At 61.5% G+C, this 22,271-nt stretch carries 14 protein-coding genes, 6 tRNA genes and 3 rRNA genes; 5 read left to right on the top strand and 18 right to left on the bottom strand.

All coding sequences use genetic code 11. From position 1 onward, the window contains the following. Positions 1-74 precede the first annotated feature (74 nt). The 6 genes from rrf to rnr form a co-directional block, all read right to left on the bottom strand. Positions 75-189, bottom strand: a 5S ribosomal RNA gene (gene rrf, locus CXB49_RS03915). A gap of 124 nt (positions 190-313) precedes the next feature. Beyond that, positions 314-3,205 (bottom strand): 23S ribosomal RNA (locus CXB49_RS03910). A gap of 256 nt (positions 3,206-3,461) precedes the next feature. Further along, positions 3,462-3,537 (bottom strand) — tRNA-Ala (locus CXB49_RS03905). A gap of 86 nt (positions 3,538-3,623) precedes the next feature. Continuing rightward, a tRNA-Ile gene (locus tag CXB49_RS03900) sits at positions 3,624-3,700 on the bottom strand. A 182-nt stretch (positions 3,701-3,882) separates the two neighbouring features. After that, positions 3,883-5,418: ribosomal RNA gene (locus tag CXB49_RS03895) — 16S ribosomal RNA — on the bottom strand. The 16S, 23S and 5S rRNA genes sit together here with 2 tRNA genes alongside, the layout of an rRNA operon. A gap of 440 nt (positions 5,419-5,858) precedes the next feature. Next, positions 5,859-8,657: a ribonuclease R gene (gene rnr, locus CXB49_RS03890; RefSeq protein ID WP_101707168.1), complete on the bottom strand. Its 2,799-nt coding sequence runs from the start codon at positions 8,655-8,657 to the stop codon at positions 5,859-5,861. Between the two features lie 72 nt (positions 8,658-8,729). Here rnr and CXB49_RS03885 point away from each other — a divergent pair. The 4 genes from CXB49_RS03885 to CXB49_RS03870 all read left to right on the top strand — a co-directional run bounded on the left by CXB49_RS03885 (position 8,730) and on the right by CXB49_RS03870 (position 9,220). Continuing rightward, positions 8,730-8,816: transfer RNA gene (locus tag CXB49_RS03885), tRNA-Leu, on the top strand. A gap of 51 nt (positions 8,817-8,867) precedes the next feature. Further along, positions 8,868-8,954: transfer RNA gene (locus CXB49_RS03880), tRNA-Leu, on the top strand. Between the two features lie 33 nt (positions 8,955-8,987). Further along, a tRNA-Leu gene (locus CXB49_RS03875) sits at positions 8,988-9,074 on the top strand. Positions 9,075-9,133: 59 nt separating this feature from the next. Further along, positions 9,134-9,220, top strand: a tRNA-Leu gene (locus tag CXB49_RS03870). Positions 9,221-9,394: 174 nt separating this feature from the next. Here the strand turns inward: CXB49_RS03870 and CXB49_RS03865 are convergent. The 12 genes from CXB49_RS03865 to CXB49_RS03810 form a co-directional block, all read right to left on the bottom strand. Then, positions 9,395-10,738 carry an aromatic acid/H+ symport family MFS transporter gene (locus CXB49_RS03865; protein WP_101707167.1) on the bottom strand — a complete coding sequence of 448 codons (1,344 nt, stop codon included), beginning with the start codon at positions 10,736-10,738 and terminating at the stop codon, positions 9,395-9,397. Positions 10,739-10,764: 26 nt separating this feature from the next. After that, positions 10,765-11,865: a 4-hydroxy-2-oxovalerate aldolase gene (gene dmpG / locus CXB49_RS03860; RefSeq protein WP_101707166.1), complete on the bottom strand. Its 1,101-nt coding sequence runs from the start codon at positions 11,863-11,865 to the stop codon at positions 10,765-10,767. After that, positions 11,862-12,815 (bottom strand): acetaldehyde dehydrogenase (acetylating), encoded by a 954-nt coding sequence (locus CXB49_RS03855; protein ID WP_101707165.1) that lies wholly within the window; start codon positions 12,813-12,815, stop codon positions 11,862-11,864. The genes dmpG and CXB49_RS03855 overlap by 4 nt, the downstream gene beginning before the upstream one ends. Before the next feature lie 17 nt (positions 12,816-12,832). Further along, positions 12,833-13,024 (bottom strand): 2-hydroxymuconate tautomerase, encoded by a 192-nt coding sequence (locus CXB49_RS03850; RefSeq protein WP_101710592.1) that lies wholly within the window; start codon positions 13,022-13,024, stop codon positions 12,833-12,835. A 24-nt stretch (positions 13,025-13,048) separates the two neighbouring features. Next, entirely contained in the window at positions 13,049-13,837 is a 789-nt protein-coding gene (dmpH, locus tag CXB49_RS03845) for a 2-oxo-3-hexenedioate decarboxylase (RefSeq protein WP_101707164.1), read from the bottom strand. Further along, positions 13,834-14,640: a fumarylacetoacetate hydrolase family protein gene (locus tag CXB49_RS03840; protein ID WP_101707163.1), complete on the bottom strand. Its 807-nt coding sequence runs from the start codon at positions 14,638-14,640 to the stop codon at positions 13,834-13,836. The genes dmpH and CXB49_RS03840 overlap by 4 nt, the downstream gene beginning before the upstream one ends. 71 nt (positions 14,641-14,711) lie before the next feature. After that, positions 14,712-16,223, bottom strand: a complete 1,512-nt coding sequence (locus CXB49_RS03835; RefSeq protein WP_233492929.1) for a 2-hydroxymuconic semialdehyde dehydrogenase — start codon at positions 16,221-16,223, stop codon at positions 14,712-14,714. Further along, entirely contained in the window at positions 16,187-16,870 is a 684-nt protein-coding gene (locus tag CXB49_RS03830; protein WP_101707161.1) for a class II aldolase/adducin family protein, read from the bottom strand. The genes CXB49_RS03835 and CXB49_RS03830 overlap by 37 nt, the downstream gene beginning before the upstream one ends. 13 nt (positions 16,871-16,883) lie before the next feature. Next, positions 16,884-17,747 (bottom strand): VOC family protein, encoded by an 864-nt coding sequence (locus tag CXB49_RS03825; RefSeq protein WP_101707160.1) that lies wholly within the window; start codon positions 17,745-17,747, stop codon positions 16,884-16,886. 145 nt (positions 17,748-17,892) lie between these two features. Then, positions 17,893-18,825 (bottom strand): LysR family transcriptional regulator, encoded by a 933-nt coding sequence (locus CXB49_RS03820; RefSeq protein WP_101707159.1) that lies wholly within the window; start codon positions 18,823-18,825, stop codon positions 17,893-17,895. A gap of 134 nt (positions 18,826-18,959) precedes the next feature. Next, positions 18,960-20,351, bottom strand: coding sequence for a sensor histidine kinase (locus CXB49_RS03815; RefSeq protein WP_158300605.1), 1,392 nt, complete (start codon positions 20,349-20,351; stop codon positions 18,960-18,962). Continuing rightward, the gene (locus tag CXB49_RS03810; RefSeq protein ID WP_101707157.1) at positions 20,344-21,024 is read right to left on the bottom strand and encodes a response regulator; all 681 of its coding nucleotides are present in this window, start codon (positions 21,022-21,024) and stop codon (positions 20,344-20,346) included. Before CXB49_RS03810 ends, CXB49_RS03815 begins: the two co-directional genes overlap by 8 nt. 121 nt (positions 21,025-21,145) lie before the next feature. Here CXB49_RS03810 and CXB49_RS03805 point away from each other — a divergent pair, with 121 nt between their 5' ends. Beyond that, positions 21,146-22,231 carry an ABC transporter substrate-binding protein gene (locus CXB49_RS03805; RefSeq protein ID WP_101707156.1) on the top strand — a complete coding sequence of 362 codons (1,086 nt, stop codon included), beginning with the start codon at positions 21,146-21,148 and terminating at the stop codon, positions 22,229-22,231. Positions 22,232-22,271 lie beyond the last annotated feature (40 nt).

Here is a 22,271-nt window from a genome sequence, read left to right as displayed (position 1 = left end):
TTTTCGGGGTCGTGCGTTTCGGCCGCACAACGCAAAAACCCCAGCTCATCGAGCTGGGGTTTCGCTTATCGGGCGTCTGGCGGTGTCCTACTTTCACATGGCGAATGCCACACTATCATCGGCGCTAAGGCGTTTCACGATCCTGTTCGGGATGGGAAGGCGTGGGACCACCTCGCTATGGCCACCAGACATAAACTGGTACAAACTCAAGAAGCCTGGGCCGGTTTCAAACCAACCCTCGAATATTCGGTATTTAATTGTGTCGCACAACACTCCATCATCGTCACCTGGTTCTCCAAGTCACTCAAATGATAGGATCAAGCCTCACGAGCAATTAGTATCGGTTAGCTTCACGCCTCACAGCGCTTCCACACCCGACCTATCAACGTCCTGGTCTCGAACGACTCTTCAGGGAGGTCAAGCCTCCAGGGAAGTCTCATCTTCAGGCAAGTTTCCCGCTTAGATGCTTTCAGCGGTTATCTCTTCCGAACTTAGCTACCCGGCGATGCCACTGGCGTGACAACCGGTACACCAGAGGTTCGTCCACTCCGGTCCTCTCGTACTAGGAGCAGCCCCCGTCAAACTTCCAACGCCCACTGCAGATAGGGACCAAACTGTCTCACGACGTTTTGAACCCAGCTCACGTACCACTTTAAATGGCGAACAGCCATACCCTTGGGACCGGCTACAGCCCCAGGATGTGATGAGCCGACATCGAGGTGCCAAACACCGCCGTCGATGTGAACTCTTGGGCGGTATCAGCCTGTTATCCCCGGAGTACCTTTTATCCGTTGAGCGATGGCCCTTCCATACAGAACCACCGGATCACTATGTCCTGCTTTCGCACCTGCTCGACTTGTCGGTCTCGCAGTTAAGCTACCTTTTGCCATTGCACTATCAGCACGATTTCCGACCGTACCTAGGTAACCTTCGAACTCCTCCGTTACACTTTGGGAGGAGACCGCCCCAGTCAAACTGCCTACCATGCACTGTCCCCAATCCGGATCACGGACCAAGGTTAGAACCTCAAACACACCAGGGTGGTATTTCAAGGTCGGCTCCACCAGAACTAGCGTCCTGGCTTCAAAGCCTCCCACCTATCCTACACAAGTCTGTTCAAAGTCCAATGCAAAGCTACAGTAAAGGTTCACGGGGTCTTTCCGTCTAGCAGCGGGGAGATTGCATCTTCACAAACACTTCAACTTCGCTGAGTCTCAGGAGGAGACAGTGTGGCCATCGTTACGCCATTCGTGCGGGTCGGAACTTACCCGACAAGGAATTTCGCTACCTTAGGACCGTTATAGTTACGGCCGCCGTTTACCGGGGCTTCGATCAAGAGCTTGCACCCCATCACTTAACCTTCCGGCACCGGGCAGGCGTCACACCGTATACGTCCACTTTCGTGTTGGCACAGTGCTGTGTTTTTGTTAAACAGTCGCAGCCACCGATTCTCTGCGACCTGTCAGAGCTTCGTGAGTAAATCACTACACCCCAACAGGCATACCTTCTCCCGAAGTTACGGTATCAATTTGCCGAGTTCCTTCTCCTGAGTTCTCTCAAGCGCCTTAGAATTCTCATCCTGCCCACCTGTGTCGGTTTGCGGTACGGTTCTTATGTAGCTGAAGCTTAGTGGCTTTTCCTGGAAGCGTGGTATCAGTCACTTCAGGTCCGTAGACCCTCGTTATCACGTCTCGGCCTTAAGGGGCGGCGGATTTGCCTACCACCCCAGCCTACCGGCTTGAACAGACTATTCCAACAGTCTGCTGACCTAACCTTCTCCGTCCCCACATCGCACTACATAAAAGTACGGGAATTTTAACCCGTTTCCCATCGACTACGCTTTTCAGCCTCGCCTTAGGGGCCGACTCACCCTACGCCGATGAACGTTGCGTAGGAAACCTTGGGCTTTCGGCGAGCGGGCTTTTCACCCGCTTTATCGCTACTCATGTCAGCATTCGCACTTCTGATATCTCCAGCATCCCTTACGAGACACCTTCACAGACCTACAGAACGCTCCCCTACCACGCACAGTAAACTGTGCATCCGCAGCTTCGGTTATCAGTTTGAGCCCCGTTACATCTTCCGCGCAGGACGACTCGACCAGTGAGCTATTACGCTTTCTTTAAATGATGGCTGCTTCTAAGCCAACATCCTGGCTGTCTGGGCCTTCCCACTTCGTTTACCACTTAACTGATCATTTGGGACCTTAGCTGGCGGTCTGGGTTGTTTCCCTCTTGACGATGGACGTTAGCACCCACCGTCTGTCTCCCATGATTGCACTTTCCGGTATTCAGAGTTTGCCATGGTTTGGTAAATCGCAATGACCCCCTAGCCATAACAGTGCTTTACCCCCGGAAGTGATACATGAGGCACTACCTAAATAGTTTTCGGGGAGAACCAGCTATCTCCGAGTTTGTTTAGCCTTTCACCCCTATCCACAGCTCATCCCCTAGTTTTGCAACACTAGTGGGTTCGGACCTCCAGTGCGTGTTACCGCACCTTCATCCTGGCCATGGATAGATCACTCGGTTTCGGGTCTACGCCCAGCAACTAAATCGCCCTATTCGGACTCGGTTTCCCTACGCCTCCCCTATTCGGTTAAGCTTGCTACTGAACGTAAGTCGCTGACCCATTATACAAAAGGTACGCAGTCACGGAACAAGTCCGCTCCCACTGTTTGTATGCATCCGGTTTCAGGTTCTATTTCACTCCCCTCCCGGGGTTCTTTTCGCCTTTCCCTCACGGTACTGGTTCACTATCGGTCGATCACGAGTATTTAGCCTTGGAGGATGGTCCCCCCATCTTCAGACAGGATTTCGCGTGTCCCGCCCTACTTCTCGTACGCCTAGTCCCTGGAATGTGTTTTCGTGTACGGGGCTATCACCCACTACGGCGGTCCTTTCCATGAACCTTCCACTAACACAATCCATAACACGTACAGGCTGTTCCGCGTTCGCTCGCCACTACTTACGGAATCTCGGTTGATTTCTATTCCTCGAGTTACTTAGATGTTTCAGTTCACTCGGTTCGCTTCCACTGACCTATGTATTCAGTCAGGGATACCGCCTAAGCGGTGGGTTTCCCCATTCGGATATCGCGGGATCAAAGCTCTATTGCCAGCTCCCCCGCGCTTTTCGCAGGCTTACACGTCCTTCATCGCCTGTGATCGCCAAGGCATCCACCAGATGCACTTAGTCGCTTGACCCTATCATTTCAGTAACCTAAATCACTAAAACAACAGAGAGTGTTTGTGCGACGACCGCACCGCCCCTTTTGATATGGCGACGCAGCCTTAGATACAATCAAATACCCAAGATGACGATTCATTCAACAGAAGAGTTAACTCCTATCGTTTGTTTCGCCGTCTTATATATTCGGCTTCTTCAGTTTGTTAAAGATCGGGCGTTTCTACAACGCAAACAGAATCAAACTTCTCAATTTGATTTTGTTTGCGGCGTAAGTGGTGGAGGATGACGGGATCGAACCGACGACCCCCTGCTTGCAAAGCAGGTGCTCTCCCAACTGAGCTAATCCCCCTCTTTTTGGGTGATGCTGCGTTGCTCAGTCGCTCATGTGCATGAGCACACTTCGCTTCTTCGCGCCTTGCCTGACCCAAAAAATACTGGTGGGTCTGGTAGGACTCGAACCTACGACCCCTGCGTTATCAACACAGTGCTCTAACCAGCTGAGCTACAAACCCAGTAGTCGTTTGATACCACATCCTTTTCGATCAAAATCAAGCAGATCAAGGCGAAAGCTGACGACGTGTACATCGAGTACACGAGGAGGCTTTCAACGCAGAGCTGCGCAGATTTTCATCGAAAATGCCCTTAACTTGAATAACCGATAGGTTGTAAGTACTTGGCAATCGCCAGTCTCTAGAAAGGAGGTGATCCAGCCGCAGGTTCCCCTACGGCTACCTTGTTACGACTTCACCCCAGTCATGAATCCCACCGTGGTAAGCGGCCTCCTTACGGTTAGCCTACCCACTTCTGGTGAAACTCACTCCCATGGTGTGACGGGCGGTGTGTACAAGACCCGGGAACGTATTCACCGCAGCATGCTGATCTGCGATTACTAGCGATTCCGACTTCACGCACTCGAGTTGCAGAGTGCGATCCGGACTACGATCGGTTTTCTGAGATTAGCTCCACCTCGCGGCTTGGCAACCCTCTGTACCGACCATTGTATGACGTGTGAAGCCCTGCTCATAAGGGCCATGAGGACTTGACGTCATCCCCACCTTCCTCCGGTTTGTCACCGGCAGTCTCATTAGAGTGCCCAACTTAATGATGGCAACTAATGACAAGGGTTGCGCTCGTTGCGGGACTTAACCCAACATCTCACGACACGAGCTGACGACAGCCATGCAGCACCTGTGTTAACGCTCCCTTTCGGGCACCAAGATATCTCTACCAAGTTCGTTACATGTCAAGAGCAGGTAAGGTTTTTCGCGTTGCATCGAATTAATCCACATCATCCACCGCTTGTGCGGGTCCCCGTCAATTCCTTTGAGTTTTAACCTTGCGGCCGTACTCCCCAGGCGGTCAATTTCACGCGTTAGCTACGCTACCAAGGATTCAAACCCCCAACAGCTAATTGACATCGTTTAGGGCGTGGACTACCAGGGTATCTAATCCTGTTTGCTCCCCACGCTTTCGTGCATGAGCGTCAGTGTCATCCCAGGGGGCTGCCTTCGCCATCGGTATTCCTCCACATCTCTACGCATTTCACTGCTACACGTGGAATTCTACCCCCCTCTGACGCACTCTAGTCGTGCAGTCTCCAATGCCGTTCCCAGGTTGAGCCCGGGGCTTTCACATCAGACTTACACAACCGCCTGCGCACGCTTTACGCCCAGTAATTCCGATTAACGCTCGCACCCTACGTATTACCGCGGCTGCTGGCACGTAGTTAGCCGGTGCTTATTCTTCAGGTACTGTCATCCCCGCCAGGTATTAACCAGCGGGATTTCCTCCCTGACAAAAGTCCTTTACAACCCGAAGGCCTTCTTCAGACACGCGGCATGGCTGGATCAGGCTTGCGCCCATTGTCCAAAATTCCCCACTGCTGCCTCCCGTAGGAGTCTGGGCCGTGTCTCAGTCCCAGTGTGGCGGATCATCCTCTCAGACCCGCTACTGATCGTCGCCTTGGTGAGCTCTTACCTCCCCAACTAGCTAATCAGACATCGGCTGCTCGTATAACGTGAGGCCTTACGGTCCCCCACTTTCCCCCTCAGGGCGTATGCGGTATTAATCCGGCTTTCGCCGAGCTATCCCCCATTACACGGTACATTCCGATGCATTACTCACCCGTTCGCCACTCGTCAGCGGTGCAAGCACCCTGTTACCGTTCGACTTGCATGTGTAAAGCATGCCGCCAGCGTTCAATCTGAGCCAGGATCAAACTCTTCAGTTCAATCTCATAGCAATTTTCTGGCACGCAAGTTCAAAGAAATAAACAAGTATCTCTTGTCTCTTGCAGTGCAAGTGTCGGCTTTCGCCAAGCACTTACACCTATCGGTTATTCGTTCTGTTAAATAGCAGTGCTGGCCGCTGCGTCGTCTTCACCGGAAACCGTTTCGTTTCCGCTGTTTCGTTCGCTGCGTCAGCTGAGGAGGCGAACTATACCGGCCACCCCAGGAGGCGTCAACACCTTTCGCGAGAAATTTCGCAAGATTTCCAAACGAAAATCACAAGCCCATGATTTTCAAAGGAACAGCCATTGAAAAAAGTTCCAGAAGCGATGCAAACAAGCCATACCCGCCACGATGAAAGACCGCGCCGCCAAGCAAAAACCGGCTCGAATCATCGATTCGAGCCGGTTTGCCTATACCTTTAAATATAGATAGGAGCTGATCACTCCTCGTCGGTGCGCCGCTTGGCATTGCTCCTGCCGCTGCCGCGCTTGCGCGCGACAGGCTGGGTCGGCGCCTCCGCTGGCGCCGCTTCCGGATTGCTCTTCGCAGCCTGGCGACGCGTCGCCGGCTTCGCGGCCGGCGCTTTGGGCGCCTCGGCGCCGGCTGGCTTTTCCGCAGCCGGTTTTTCCACAGCCGGCTTTTTCTCGGCCGGCTTGCGGGCAAGCGGTTTTTCCTCGATCGGTTTTTCCTCAACCGGCCTGGCCGTACGGGCGCGTCCTTTCGGCGCGGCCGGCTTGGCGACAGCGGCATTCGCCTCGGGCGCCGCCTTGGGCTTCACCGCCGGCGCCTTGCTCGCCACCGGCTTGGCAGCCTGCGGCGCTGCGGACTCGGCCGCCTTCTGACTTTCGCCTGCGGCCTGGGCCGGACGCCGACGGCCTCTCGGCGCTTGCGGCAAGCCCGCCGGCTTGACCGGAGGCTCGACCGGCTCGCTGGCCGGAGAGGCTTCCTGGGGAGCTGCCGGACGCGCCTCCGTCGATGCGTCGCTCCTGCCGCCGCGACGGCGGCGGCTCGATCGGGAAGGCCGCTTCTCAACCGCCTCCGCTTCCCCTGCCTGCGCCAACGGCTCATCCCTGACCAGCGCGAAATCCACCTGCGAGCTTTCCAGATTGGCGCCCATCACCTTGACGGTCAGCGTGTCGCCGAGCCGGTACTGGATGCCGCTCTTCTCGCCGACGATGGCCTGGATGTCCTTCTTGAAATGGAAGTAGTCCTTGCCGAGCTCGGAGATGTGCACCAGGCCTTCCGCATACACGTCGTCCAGCAGCACGAACACGCCGAAGCTGGTGACCGCGCTGATCTTGCCCTGAAAGACTTCGCCGACCTTGTCGCGCATGTAGTAGGTCTTGAGCCAGGACTCGACGTCGCGGCTGGCGTCGTCGGCGCGGCGCTCGGTCATCGAGCAGTGCACGCCCAGCTGCGCCCACTTGCCGGGCTTGTACTTGCCGCCCTTCAGCACCGCCTTGATCGCGCGATGGACCAGCAGGTCCGGATAGCGGCGGATCGGCGAGGTAAAGTGGGTATAGGCTTCATAAGCCAGACCGAAGTGGCCATTGTTGTCCGGCGTGTAGACCGCCTGCTGCATCGAGCGCAGCAACATGGTCTGCAGCACCGGCGCGTCCGGACGGCCGTGAATCTCTCCGGCCAGCTTGCCGTAATCCTTGGCGGTGGGCTTGTCGCCTCCGCCCAGCGTCAGGCCGACCAGCCGCAGATAGGTGCGCAGGTTTTCCAGCTTTTCCTCGGTCGGGCCTTCGTGCACGCGGTACAGCGCCTTGTGGCCGTTGGCCTGCAGGAAGTCGGCCGAGCAAACGTTGGCCGCCAGCATGCACTCCTCGATCAGCCGGTGCGCGTCGTTGCGCACGATGGGAACGATGCGCTCGATCTTGCCCTTGTCGTTGAAGATCATCTGGGTTTCGACCGAGTCGAACTCGATCGCGCCGCGCTTGGCCCGCGCGGCCAGCAGTATCTTGAACAGCGCGTACAAATCCTTCACATGCGGCAGCATCGGATGATCGGTGCCGTTCTGCAGCCAGTCCCATACCTGGTTGTAAGTCAGGCGGGCCTTGGATTGCATCACCGCCGGATAGAACTTGTATTTCTTGACCTCGCCCTTGGCGTTGATCTGCATGTCGCAAACCATGCACATCCGCTCGACGTCGGGATTCAGCGAACAGATGCCGTTGGACAGCGCTTCCGGCAGCATCGGGATCACCCGGCGCGGGAAATAGACCGAGGTGCCGCGATCGAGCGCTTCCTTGTCCAGCGCGTCGCCGGGCTGCACGTAGAAGCTGACGTCGGCGATCGCCACCACCAGCCGGTAACCCTTGCCCTGCTTCTCGGCGTACACCGCGTCGTCGAAATCGCGCGCGGTCTCGCCGTCTATCGTCACCAGCGGCAGCTCGCGCAGATCGACGCGGTCCTTGCTCCAGTCCTTTTTGCGCACCTTCTTCGGCGTCGCCTTGGCTTGCTCCAGCGCCTCGTCCGGGAAACGGTGCGGCAGCGCGTGCTTGCGCAGCGCGATCTCGATTTCCATGCCCGGATCGGCGTAGTTGCCTAGTACTTCATCGACCCGGCCAACCGGCTGATGATGGGCGTCCGGCTGTTGCAGGATGTTCACCATCACCACCTGGCCGTCCTTGGCGCCGGCGTCGCCGCCCGGTTCGATCAGGATGTCGTGGTTCAGGCGGCGGTCTTCCGGCCGCACTACCCATACGCCGCGCTCATGCTGGATACGGCCGACCAAGCGGGTCACCGCGTGCTCCAGCACCTCGACGATCCGGCCTTCCTGCCTGCCTCGGCGATCGACGCCGGACGGCCGCACCATTACGCGGTCGCCGTGCATCACCTTTTTCATTTCGCGCTCGGGCAGGAAGATGTCGCTGCCATTCCCCTCGCCCTCGTCCGGCATCGCGAAACCGTAGCCGTCGCGGTGACCGGATATCTTGCAGCGGATCAGATCGAGTTTCTGGGCGACGCAGACTGCGCCTTTGCGATTGATGATGATTTCGCCGTCGCGCTCCATCGCGCGCAAACGGCGTTCGAAATAAGTCGATTCGTCGCTGGCGATGGACAGCATCTGTCCCAGTTCGTCGGGGAACAGCGGCACCCCCTGCTCGGCGAGTATCTGCATGATGAACTCGCGGCTGGGCAAGGGATTGGAATATTTAAGTTTTTCCCGTTCCAGGAAAGGATCCTGCTCGCGAAGGGAAAGCTTTTTTTGTTTTTTTTCTGACTGAGCCATTGACACCCTCTAGATAATGTCTATAATTCGCATCTCGTTGCAGCGATGCAACAAATGATACAGCAAAGCGACGCCCAGGTGGCGGAATTGGTAGACGCACTAGGTTCAGGTCCTAGCGCCCGCAAGGGTGTGGAAGTTCGAGTCTTCTCTTGGGCACCAATCTTACTATTGTAAGCTCGTTGCTAAGCTGGCATCATGAAAATCTGGTTGGCCCAGGTGGCGGAATTGGTAGACGCACTAGGTTCAGGTCCTAGCGCCCGCAAGGGTGTGGAAGTTCGAGTCTTCTCTTGGGCACCAACACAGATTGTTTTATTCAGCATCAAGTCGCATGCCCAGGTGGCGGAATTGGTAGACGCACTAGGTTCAGGTCCTAGCGCCCGCAAGGGTGTGGAAGTTCGAGTCTTCTCCTGGGCACCAGATATTTCGAATCTGGCGCTTTCAGTTCCAGGTTTCAGCAGCAATACAATCAGAGTTTTGCCCAGGTGGCGGAATTGGTAGACGCACTAGGTTCAGGTCCTAGCGCCCGCAAGGGTGTGGAAGTTCGAGTCTTCTCTTGGGCACCAAATTGTTTCGACACTAGTCGAAATGCTGCAAAAAGCCCCGTAATATCATCGGATATTACGGGGCTTTTTGTATTTCTTCACTCCGCGACATCGGGCCTTGGCGCCGATAGCCGAGACGCAGGCCACCGCCTGCCCCTCGGAATCCGCACTCGCAGAGCCTGGATACCGACCAGCCTATCGATGGTCCGTCGCCCCCAATTCCAGCGGCTCGAGCACGCCTGCTTGTCGGCGAGCCTGAAGACTTCTCATCAACAGCATCAGCATCGCAGCCAGGAAGACCGGAATGGCCACCATTCCAAACACCGTCGACATGTCTCCCAAGGCGGCCAGCAAAACGCCGCCGACCATGGCCCCCAGTATCGAACCGACCCGCCCCATGCCCAGAGCCCAGCTGACGCCGGTGGCGCGCACGTCGCTGCGATAAAAGCACGCGGTCAAGGCATTGGCCCCGGTCTGGGAACCGGCCACGCCAAGGCCGGCGCCAAAGACCACAATATGCAGAAGAACCGGATCGTGAGCGCTCCAGCCCAGCAGCAGCAGGGAGGTCGCGGCGATCAGATATGAGCAGGCCAGCACCAGATAAGGATTGCGCCTGTCCATCCAGTAACCGATGACGACGGCGCCGACGGTTCCGCCCAGCGGAAGCATGGCCCCGAGGCGGGCCGCCTCGGCGATGGAGTAGCCGGAATCCTTCAGCGCCAGCGGAAGCCAGCTCGACAACAGGTAGAAGGCGAACAGCGTGCAGAAGTAGCTCAGCCACAGCAGAACGGTTCCCGATCGGACATCGCCGGCAAGCAGGCCCCGCACCGGAATCAGCGCGCGAGGCCCAGCATTGTCCTGGGCGGCGATAGCCGTGATGTCCGGCCTGATCTTCTTAGCGATCCGCAGGGCCTCGCCGGCTCGCCGCCCATTGGCGAGAAGATAGTCGAGCGACTCCGGCAAATACACGAGCAGCAATGGCACGAGCATCAGCGGCGCCAGACCGCCGGCAAGCAATACCCCCCGCCAGCCAATGATGGGAAGAAGCCACGCGACCACCCAGCCGCCGACGGCGAAGCCCAGCGTGAAGCCGCAGAACGTGGTGGTCACCAGCAGTGAGCGCAGACGGGCCGGGCTATATTCCGAACTCAGCGTGATCGCGTTCGGCATGGCGCCGCCGAGACCGAGTCCGGTCAACAGCCTCAGCACGGCCATCTGTTCAGGCGACTGGGCAAATGCCGAAGCCACGCTGCCGCATCCGAAAAAAACGACGGAAGCGATCAGCACTCTCTTGCGGCCTATGCGATCCGCCACCGGCCCGAACAAAAAACACCCTATCATCAGGCCCAGCAGTCCCGCGCCGAAGATATTCCCCATGCTCGCGGTCTGCATCGCCCATTCCGCACGCAGCGAGGACGCCAGATAGCCGACCGATGCGGTATCGAATCCGTCTAGCGTGACTATCAGCAGGCAATACGCGAGCACTGCGAGCTGTAGCCTCGAAATGCCGCTTCCATTGATCAAATCTGCCGCCTTCATGCTTCCCCCCTATTGTCCTTGCGTCGCTAAGCGGCGGGTCTGGTGCCCACCGGCGTTTCCCGCGCGATTTTGATCGAGGTTTCCGTCTCTTCGCAAGCCGTAGCCGACTCCCGCCTCCTTTTCAGATCCAGCGCGACGTCGATGATCATGTCTTCCTGGCCCCCCACCATCCGTCGGCGCCCCAGTTCCACCAGGATGTCCAACGTCGAGAGCCCGTGCTTCGCGGCCGCCGCCTCGGCATGTCTGAGGAAACTGGAATAGACGCCGGCATAGCCGAGCGCCAGCGTCTCGCGGTCCACCCGGACCGGCCGGTCCTGAAGCGGCCGGACGATGTCGTCGGCGGCGTCCATCAGGCGGTAGAGGTCGCAGCCGTGATTCCAGCCGAGGCGGCTGGCCGCAGCGATGAAAACCTCCAGCGGCGCGTTCCCGGCCCCGGCCCCCATGCCGGCCAGGCTGGCATCGACGCGGTCGCAGCCCTCCTCCACGGCGACGATGGAGTTGGCGACGCCCAGGCTCAGATTGTGATGCGCGTGAATGCCGGTTTGCGTCTCGGGCTTCAGCGCGTCCTTGAAGGCCCGAAAGCGCTGGCGGACGGCATTCATGTCCAGCGCGCCGCCCGAATCGACGATATATACGCAGCTTGCGCCGTACGATTCCATCAGCCTGGCCTGTTCAGCCAGCGCCGCCGGTTCCGCCATATGACTCATCATCAGGAAACCGACCGCGTCCATGCCCAGTCTGGCGGCGCATTCTATATGCTGCTTCGAAATATCCGCCTCGGTGCAGTGCGTCGCGACGCGCACGACGCGCGCGCCGGCGTCATAGGCCTCGCGCAGATGGCGGACGGTGCCGACGCCGGGCAGCAATAGCGTGGCTATCCTGGCGTGCCGGACCGCCTCCGCGGCCGCGGCGATCCATTCGACATCGGCGTGGGCGCCGAAGCCATAGTTGAACGACGAGCCGGCGAGGCCGTCGCCATGCGCCACTTCTATGCTGTCGACGCCCGCGGCGTCCAGCGCCGCCGCGATCGCGACAACGTTCGCGATGCTGTACTGGTGGCGCACCGCATGGCTGCCGTCCCTCAGGGTCACGTCGGAGATGTACAGCTTCTTTCCCGCGGGATTCATCGCTTTCCCTCCCATATCGCCATCGCCGACTCGGCGAAGCGTTCGGCGCATATCAGCGCGCTGCTGGTCATGATGTCCAGATTGCCGGCATAAGCCGGCAGGTAATGGGCCGCCCCTTCCACCTCGAGCAGGACCGTCGTCTTCAAGCCCGAAACCTTGCCCAGCCCGGGCACAGAAAGCGGATGCGCGTCGTCGTGAAGATCGAACTGCACGCTTTGCTTCAGCCGGTAGCCGGGGACATAGGCCTGCACCCTGGCCACCATGTCGGCGACGCTGCGCTCGATCAGCGCGGCATCCGCCGGCTCGGAAAGGGTGTAGACGGTGTCCCTCATCATCAGCGGCGGCTCCGCCGGATTCAGGACAATGATGGCCTTGCCCTTGTCCGCGCCGCCAAGCTTCTCGATCGCGCGGGCCGTCGTCTCGGTGAATTCGTCGATGTTTGCCCGGGTCCCCGGCCCCGCCGACCGGCTGGCGATCGATGCGACGATCTCGGCGTAACGGACTTTCGCCACCCGCGAAACCGCGGCGACGATAGGAATCGTCGCCTGGCCGCCGCAGGTCACCATATTGATGTTCGGCGCGTCCAGTTCCGCGTCCAGATTGACGGCCGGAACGACGAAAGGCCCGATCGCGGCCGGCGTCAGGTCGATGACCTTGATGCCCCGCGCGAGCAGCCGCTCGCTGTGCCGGCGGTGCGCGCCGGCCGAGCTCGCGTCGAAGACGATCTTGATCGCGTCGATGCCGGGCCAGGCAAGCAGGCCATCGATCCCATCCGAAATGGCCGCGATGCCCAGCCGCCCAGCCCGCGCCAAGCCGTCCGATTTCGCGTCTATGCCGGCCAGGGCGGCAAGCTCGAGGCTCCGCCCATGGCACAGCAACTTCATCATCAAATCCGTGCCGATATTTCCCGATCCGATGATCGCCACCTTAGCCCGTTCGACATGATCCATATCGCTCTCCCTACAGCTTATCGGCCAAGCTCCTTGGCCGTTTTCCCGGCTATGCCCCAGTTCGCCTTCGGCACTTCGTTGATCAGGACCCGAACCGATTTGCGCGGCGCGCCCAATTGCTCGACGACGGCGGCCGTCAGCGCCTCGATCAGCCTCGCCTTCTCTCCGTCGCTGCGGCCTTCCATCATGGAAACCTGAATGATCGGCATATTCTTCCCCGGCATTCGCGCGCATCAAACAAAGCGCATCGTCAGCGATCCAAGCCCTTGATACCGCGCGGTGACGCTGTCACCCGCCTTGACCGGAATGGCTTCGGTGGCTCCGCCGGTCATGATGAAAGCGCCCGCCGACAGCGTTTCCCCGCGCTGCGCCAGCATGTTCGCCAACATCGCGACGCTCTGCGCCGGATGGCCGAGCACGGCCGCGCCCGCCGCGGTCGCGACGGCCACGCCGTTCTTCTCGAGGACGATGCCCAGGGTCTTCAAGTCCAGGCCGTCCACCGGTTTGTGGCCGCCGCCGACGACAAACCTCGCGGCCGACGTGTTGTCGGCGATCACGCTCGGCACATCGAATTTGAAATCCAGATAACGCGAGTCGATGATCTCGACGGCCGGCACGACGAAGTCCGTCGCCGCCAGCACCTCGGCTATCGTGCAGCCCGGCCCGGTCAGCGAACGCTTCAGCACGAAGGCGATTTCCGCCTCCGCCTTCGGATGGATCAAATCCTTTGTAGCGATGCTCGCACCGTCGACACAATAGCCGTAGCCGGTCAGAAAACCGCGCACAGGCTCCGCCACGCCCATCTGCCGCATTTTCGCCAGCGAGGTCAGGCCCATTTTGTAACCGACGATGCGCACGCCCCGCGCCTCCTTGCGCCGGCGGATTTCATCCTGGATCGCATAGGCGTCGTCCTGGTCCAGATCCGGGCACTCCTCGGTAATCTTCACCACCGCTCGCCGTTCGATCTCGGCCGATTCCAGCATCTCCGCGAGGCGGGCAATCGCATGCCTGTCCAGATTCATCGCTCTCTCCCCGGCGCCTGGCCGAACCGCACCGATGCCGTGCCGATGCCGCCTAGCCGCAGCAACAGATTGTCGCCGGCGCTCACCGCAATCATCGTGGCGAGCGAGCCAGACAACACCAGCTCCCCCGCCCGCAATCCCTGGCCGTGGCGGCCCAGCGCATTGGCTAGCCACGCCACGGCGTTCGCCGGATGCCCCAAGGCCGCCGCGCCGGCGCCCGTCGCGACGATCTCGCCATTGCGTTCCAGCGTCATGCCCACGGTGTACAGATCCATCCTCGACGGGGAGATCGCCTGATCGCCGAGCACGAAAGCGCCGGACGACGCGTTGTCGGCGACGGTGTCGACGATGGTGATCTTCCAGTCCTCGATGCGGGAGTCGACCAGTTCGATGCAGGGCATCACGCATTCGGTCGCGCGAAGCACATCGGCGGCCATGACGCCGGGGCCGGACAGCTCATGCTTCAGAATGAAAGCGATCTCACCCTCGGCCTTCGGCGAGATGAATGGCGCCAATGAAAGAACCGCGCCGTCCTGGCAGGCCATGCCGGATGTCAGCACGCCGAAGTCCGGTTGATCGACGCGAAGCAGGTCCATCACGGCCTGGCTGGTCACGCCTATCTTCCTGCCCAGCACCCTCTCATGACGATCTGCCAGCCGCAGGGCCACCGTCTCGGTCTGAACGAGATAGGCATCGTCCAGCGTCATGCCGGGCGCGCGGGACGACAGCGGCGGGACCGGCTGGCCGGCGAGCAACGCCTGATAAAGCTCCGCGCCGTGGCGCTTGATGTCGGATGGGTCCATGCTGGCCTCAGCGCCTGTTCAAAGTCTGTTCGCGATCGCCTCGGGGCCGTAAACAACCGCCGGGAAGGCGCTTAGAAACGGATGCAGACATTGCGCAACTCCGTATAGAAATCCAGTGAATGGACGCCGCCCTCCCGTCCGATGCCGGACGCCTTGGCGCCTCCGAACGGCGTGCGCAGGTCGCGCAGAAACCACGAGTTGATCCAGCACAGGCCGACGTCTATCGCCGCCGCCAGCCGGTGGGCGGTGCCGATATCGCCGGTCCAGACCGAGGCGCACAGTCCATATTCGCTGGCATTGGCAAGGGCGATGGCCTCGTCCTCGGTATCGAAGGGGGCGATATGGCAGCAGGGGCCGAATATTTCCTCGCGGATCACCGCCGAGCTTTCGGCCAGGCCGGTCCATATCGTAGGCTGCACCCAAGAGCCTTCCGCCAGCCTGCCCTCCATGCGGGGCACGCCGCCGCCGGTCACCACCGTCGCGCCATCGGCCCGCGCGCGCTCGTAATAGGAAAGCACTTTCCGCCTGTGTTGCTGCGAGATCAGCGGGCCGAAGTCCATGTGCTTGTCGTACGGATTGCCGGGCCTCAGCGACTCCGCCCCAGCCTTGAGCGCCGCGACGAAGCGATCGAAGATAGGCCGCTGGACGTAGACACGCTCCGTTCCCAGACAGACCTGTCCGCTGTTCGCGAACGCCGAGCGCCCCACCCCGTCGACGGCCTTGTCGAAATCGCAGTCGGCGAACACGATGGCCGCGTTCTTGCCGCCCAGCTCCAAGGAGACCGGGCGCGTGCCGCGAGCGGCCGACTTCATGATGGCCTCGCCGGTGCGGGTCTCGCCGGTGAAGGTGATGGCGTTGACGCCGCCATGCGCGCTCAGATGCTCGCCGGCCGATTCCGGCCCGAAGCCGTGGACGACGTTGTACACGCCGGGTGGTACGCCGACCTCGTTCATCACTTCGCCAAGCAACGTGGCGGTGCCGGGGGTCTCCTCGGAGGGCTTGACGACGACGGCGTTGCCGCACGCCAGCGCCGGCCCCACCTTCCATGTCATCAGCAGCAGCGGCAGATTCCACGGACAGATCACGGCGACCACTCCCCTGGGCGACCGGACTGCGTAATTGAGCGCATGGCCGCCGTCCGGCGTGGCCATCCCGAACGATTCCGTAGCCGCATTCTTGACGATGTCGGCGAAAAGCCGGAAATTCGCGGCACCGCGCGGGATGTCGAGATGGCTGGCCAGCGACATCGGTTTGCCGGTGTCGGCGATTTCCGCAGCCAGGAAGTCGTCGAAGCGGCGGTCGATGCCGTCGGCTATCGCGTGAAGCAGTTCGACCCGCCGCTCTACGCTGAAGCGGCCCCATGGCCCGGAAAGCGCGGCGCGCGCGGCCTTCACCGCGGCGCCGACCTCGTCCGCGCCGGCCTCGTGCACCGGCCCGATCAGGCTGCCGTCTACAGGATTGACATTATCGAAATGGCGCTCCGTCGATACCCACTCGCCATTGATGAAATTCTGAAACGCGGTCTTGTCTCTCATCGACCCATCCTTCAGCGTTCGCAATCGCCCGAGCAGAGGTAGTCCCACATCCGCTCCAGAATCCGTCCGGAAAACGTCGCGCGGGCTTCGCACTGCACCTGCGTCAGCGTCTTGCTCAATAGCCCGGCCCCGCAGGACAGCACATCCAGCTCCACGCGCGCCGCATCCTCCAGATACCAGCTCAAGACCAGCGCCTCCTCTATCGAATCCCCGGCGACGACGGCGCCATTGCCCCGCATCACCACGGCCCGGCCGTCGCCGATGAGCTCGGCCAGCGCGCCGGCCTGCGCGTCGCTGCGGATCAGCAGCGGATCGTCCCAAAGCGGAACGAAGGGCGCGAAATAGCTGCCGAAGCCGTGCCGCGGCAACGGTGTGCGCGACAAGACGGAAAGTGACACCAGCTTCGGCGGCATGCTTCTGGCGACGGCGCCGACGTCCGGGCGCCGGGCATAGATCTGCTGATGGATGCGGACCTCACCCAGCACGCCGTCGGGCAGCGCGCCGTTGACCGGCACCACCGTCCCCTGGTCCGCGCTTTCCAGCAGCGCCATCGGCTTGGGCGCGCAGACGAGAAAGTGCCCGGCGTCCAGCCGCGCGCTGAAGTGTCCGTAAGCGTGTGCCAGGCCCGCCCGGCCCAGCGCGCGCGCCGCGACTCTCAGCTTGCGGTCGGTGTCGGAATGAAGGTCGTCAAGCATCGTCTCCTCCGCATCAGACGGAAAATTCTTCTATGCCGGGCCTGGCGCCCCACATGCAGAAGCCGGTCGGCCCAAAGGGAAACTGGCGCGGCTGATAGCCCGCCTCCTCGTCGGCCGCGATCAGGCGCACGCCTGTCGAATACTCGTAGACCATGCCGTCGGGGCCGGCGAAATACAGGAAGACGGCGCCGGAGGTCGGGTGCCGGCCGGGGCCGAAACGTATCGGCACGCCGCGTTCGAGCAGGAAGTAGTAGGAGCGCATCAGGTCGTCGATGCTGCCGACCTGGAAGTTGACGTGCTGGACGCCGGCCCGGTCCGACGGAAAAAGCGCGATCCGGTGGTGCACCTCGTCTATGCGCAGCAGCGGCGCGTCGCCTATCCGGTCCGACACACGCGCATTGCAGGTCGTCGTCCAGAACGCCTCGTCGCGGGCGGCGTCGGTCGTGCGCAGGCCGACGTGGCTGAACGACTCTATGCCGGCGTCGCGCGACGCGTGGTATCGGCGGCCGCTGTCATGCGGACGCAGCACCAAATCTATCTGGTTGCCGCTAGGATCGGAGAAGGTGATGAAATCCTCTACGCGCCGCATCTCGCTCTCGTCCCGGCGCCCGCGCCTGACCGGCGCGCGCATCGCCTCCAGTTGCGCGGCGGCGGCATCCAGCTCGGCCGCCGCGCCGACCTCGAAGGCGACGGTCTGCTCGGCCGGATCGCCTTCGTAGTAGCAGACGGAGTGGTCTCTATCGTCGCTGCGAAAATAGAAAAAGGGCCCTTCGCGGCGAACCTGCTGCAGCCCGAGTATCTGCTGCGCGTATTGGACGGTGGACTGAATGTCCTTCGTCGCCAGGCGGACATAGCGAATGGCGTGCAGATTGATCACGGCCGGCCTCCAGCGTTGCGCTACCCGCTGCAGCCTGGTCGAAGCCCTGCTCCGGGCACGACGGAGGCTGCCGCGTTGATTCGCTCAAGGTAGGCCGGCCGCCCCCCGCCACACCAACAAATTGTGTGAATACACGGTATTTACATCATAAATGCGCGCCGACCGTCTGGTCGAACAGCGATGCGACAGTGTGCCTGAGCCAGCGGTGGCCGGCGTCGCGATGGCACCGCCTATGCCAGAGCTGAGAGATATCGAAGGCGGGCGCGTCAAACGGCAGCGGAAAAACCCGGATGTTCGCATAGCCATTGAAGGCGTGCGCCAAGCGGCTAGGCACGCAAACCAGCAGGTCGCTGGCCGCGATGATCTGCGACAGCCCGAGCGAATGGGCGAGCCGGACGGCGACCTGCCTGACGCATCCGTTTGCCTCGAATATCCGCTCGACCACTTCTTCGAACATCGCGTGGCTGCCCGCCGTTGGCCTGTACACCGCATGTCGCGCATCGAGGAATATTCCCAGCGGCAGCCCAGCCGATATCGCCGGGTGTCCATCGCGCGCGATCACGACGTAGTACTCGCGGAACAGTCTTTGCTGATGGAAACCGGGATCGAAGCTCATGAACAGGCCGATGGCCAGATCGATTTCGCCGGCCGACATCGCATGCTGCGCCTCCTTCGGCGAGGCGTCGACGGTGGCGATGCGGATATTGGGCGCCGCCGACGCACAGTGGGAGATCAGCCTGGGCATGAAGACCATCTGCCCGATGTCGCTGATATAGATGGTGAACGAGCGGTCTGAGGTCAGGGGGTCGAAATGGCTTCTGGTTTCCACCGCCTGCCGGAACGATGCCAGGCCGGCGTGAACGTGATCGGCCAGCTCCTTGGCCAAGACGGTGGGCAGCATGCCGTCCCTGGTCTTGACGAACAGAGGGTCGTCGAAGGCTATTCTCAAGCGCCTCAAGGCATTGCTGACTGCCGACTGCGTCAGGCTCAGCTCCTCCGCGGCCAGCGTCGTGCTTTTCGTTCTCAGAATGGCATCGAACACCAGCAGCAGGTTCAGATCCAGAGTCAGAAGATTCATCCGCGCCTCCCCGAACCATCCCTCGCGCCCGCGATCGCCAAGCGCCGGGAGAGGTCGAAGCCGTCTTTCCATCCCGCCAGTCTTCTTTCACACTATTCTAATTTAGATTTTATATAAAATAACAAATAGCCGCCTCAGTTCCTGGGGAAATAGACGCTGACGCGCGCGCCGCCCTCGTCCGCCTGGTCCAGCGACAAGCGCGCGCCATGCCTGGCGGCGATCTCTCTGACGATGGCCAGGCCCAGGCCGCTGCCTTCGCTCCGCTCGCCGGCCGGCCGGTAAAAACGCAGCCATACCTTGTCGCGCTCCGCCTCCGGAATGCCGGGACCGCTGTCTCTGACCTGCAGGCAGGCGTCCGGCATGTCGACGGCCGCCACCGTCACCACCGCATCGCGGCCGGCATAGCGCAAGGCGTTGTCCAGCAGATTGTTCAACAGTTCGCGCAACAGGGCCCGGTTGCCCCACACCGGCAAGGCCTGCACGCCTTCATAAGCCAGATCGGCCCGCCGCTCGTGCGCGGCCGCGGCCCACTCCAGCGCCACCTCGCGCGCCAGCGCCGCCACATCGACGGTTTCCATCTCGATCGCCTGGCCGTTGTCCGGCTCCAGCCGCGACATCTGCAACAACTGGCCCACCATATGCCCGGCCTGGCGCAGGCTGGCCAGCAGGCGGAGCAATTGCTGCCGCTGCGCACCGGCGTCGTCCTCGCGCAGGGCCAGTTCCGCATGCGCCTGCATCACCGCCAGCGGCGTCTTCAATTGGTGGGCGGCGTCGTCTATGAAGCGCCGGCGGGCGGCGAGCAGCCGCTGCAAGCGCTCGTCGTGCAAATTGAGCGCGTCGACCAGCGGTATCAGCTCGCTGGGCAGGCCCGCCCTGGGCAGCGGCTCCCCTTGCGGCCTGGACGCCATCTGCTCCGACAGCCACCGCAACGGGCGCAGTCCTCGGCTCACCGCCAGCGAGACGATCAGCAGCAGCGTCAACACCAGCAGGATTTCCTGCAGCAACGACCCCAGCAGCAGGCTACGCGCCAGTTCCCGCCGCGACTCCGGCGTCTCGGCCACCTGCACCCAGACATCCAGGTCCCGCAAGGTCAGCATGTCCCGCACCGACAGGCGCAGGCTGACCAGACGCACGTCCTCGCCCAGGTAATCTGCATCGGAAAACTGCAAGGCGGGCGCCCCCGCGCCTCGCCGGGCGGGCAGCGGCAGGTCCCCGTAGCCGGTCAGCAGCTTGCCTCGCGCGTCGCTGACCCGATAGAACACCTTGCCGGCGGCATTGCTCTCGAACATCTGCAAGGCGAAATACGGAATGTCCACCCGGACGTCCCCGCCATGGCTGCTGATGCCGTTGGCGATGGCGCGCGCCGAGGTATGCAGCATGCGGTCGAAAGCCGCGTTGGCGCCGGCCAGGCTGCGTCGATAAGTCAGCCAGGCGTCCAGCGACAATAGCAGCAGCAAGGGCAGCAGCAGTCCCCACAGCAAGCGCAGCCGCAAACTGCTCCGCGGCCCGCCGCTTCCGCTAGCCATCGCCTCGCTCCGTCCGCGCCAGCAGATAACCCAGGCCGCGCAGCGTGACGATGCCGACATCGCCGTGCGCCAGCTTTTTGCGCAAGCGGTACACGTAGATTTCCATCGCCTCGGCGCTGCCGGATTCGTCCAGGCTGAAAATGCGCTCCGACAGCGCGTCCTTGCTGATGGCCTTGCCCCCTTGCAGCATCAGCAGCTCGAGCACCGCATGCTCGCGCGGCGTCAGCTTCAAGGCCAGGCCGGCCAGCGTGAACAGGCGGCTGGCGCCGTCGTAGCTCAAGTCGCCGACGCTCAGCAGATTGTGCTCGTGCCCATGGCTGCGGCGTATCAGCGCCCTCACCCTGGCCTCCAGTTCGACCAGGTCGAACGGCTTGGGCAGGTAGTCGTCGGCGCCCATGTCCAGCCCCCTGACCCTGTCCTCGACCGATCCGTGCGCGGTCAGGATCAGCACCGGCACCGATTTGCGCCGGGCCCGCAGGCGCCTGAGCACTTCCCAGCCGTCTAGCCTGGGCAAGGCCAGATCCAGGATCACCAGCGCGTAGTCCTGGGTGCGCAGCACATGGTCGGCATCCTGGCCGTCGCGCATCGCGTCGACGGCGAAGCCCGCCTGCGTCAAGGCCTTGAGCAGGGATTCGGCCAGATCCAGATTGTCTTCCACCAGAAGAATGCGCATGAGCTGCCAAATTGAAAGCGGATTGAAAGGTTTACTCTAATACCATGCTTGCCAGACCGCAGCCAATAGAGCGGCGGAGCCAAGACGAGCCCGATCAGGGCTCCCACAGGAGGAGGACATCATGCATGGCAAGCTGAAACTATCACTCTGCATCGCGGCGTTCGGCGGCGCGGCCTGGGCCGCGCCGGCGCACTATCCGTCCAGTTACCAGAATCTGGAAAGCGCCGCCGCCAAGGAGGGCAAGCTGATCGTCTATTCCGCCACCGACAGCGCCATCGCCCGGCCGCTGCTGAAGGACTTCCAGTCCTTGTATCCGGCGGTGAAGGTGGAATACCACGACATGAACACCACCGAGATCTACAACCGCTTCATCAGCGAGAACGCGGCCGACAGCGTCAGCGCCGACCTGGTCTGGAGTTCGGCGATGGACCTGCAGGTGAAGCTGGTCAACGACGGCTACGCCGCCAGCTACGCCTCGCCCGAAACGCCCAAGCTGCCCAAGTGGGCCCACTACCGGCAGCAGGCCTACGCCACCACTTACGAACCGGTGGCCATCGTCTACAACAAGCGCCTGCTCAAGCCGGCGGAAATCCCGCAGACCCGGGCCGACCTGATCCGCATCCTCAAAGCCAACCCCTCGCGCTTCAAGGGCAAGGTCACCACCTACGACATCGAGCGCTCGGGCGTCGGCTTCAACTTCCTGACCCAGGACTATCGCTACAGCCAGCAGGGCGTGTGGGAGCTGGTGCGCGCGCTGGGACAAGCCGGCGTCAAGCTGCAGACCTCCACCGGCGCGATGATGGAGCGCATCTCCTCCGGCGAGAACCTGATCGGTTACAACATTCTCGGCTCCTACGCCTTCGCCAAGGCCAAGAAGGACCCGTCGATCGGCTACGTCTATCCCAAGGACTACACCCAGGTCGCCAGCCGCCTGGCCATCGTGTCGAAAAAGGCCAGAAACCCCAACGCCGCCCGGCTGTGGCTGGACTACCTGTTGTCGAAACGCGGACAGGACATTCTCGCCAACCAGGCCGATCTGTTCTCCTTGCGGGCCGACGTCGACGGCGCGGCCTCGCTGTCCGCGCTGAACCAGCAGTTGGGCAACAGCATCAAGCCGATACAGATCGGTCCCGGCCTGCTGGTTTACCTGGACCAGGCCAAGCGTCTGGACTTCATGCGCAACTGGCAGCAGGCGCTGAAGAACTGAGCCGCATCCCGTCCCGCGCGCGGCGTCGCCCCGCTCCGCG

Origin of the sequence: Chromobacterium sp. ATCC 53434 (genome assembly GCF_002848345.1) — a bacterium.
Taxonomy (GTDB): domain Bacteria; phylum Pseudomonadota; class Gammaproteobacteria; order Burkholderiales; family Chromobacteriaceae; genus Chromobacterium.
The sequence above is the reverse complement of the archived record's forward strand: the minus strand, read 5'-3'. Positions and strand labels throughout refer to the sequence as shown.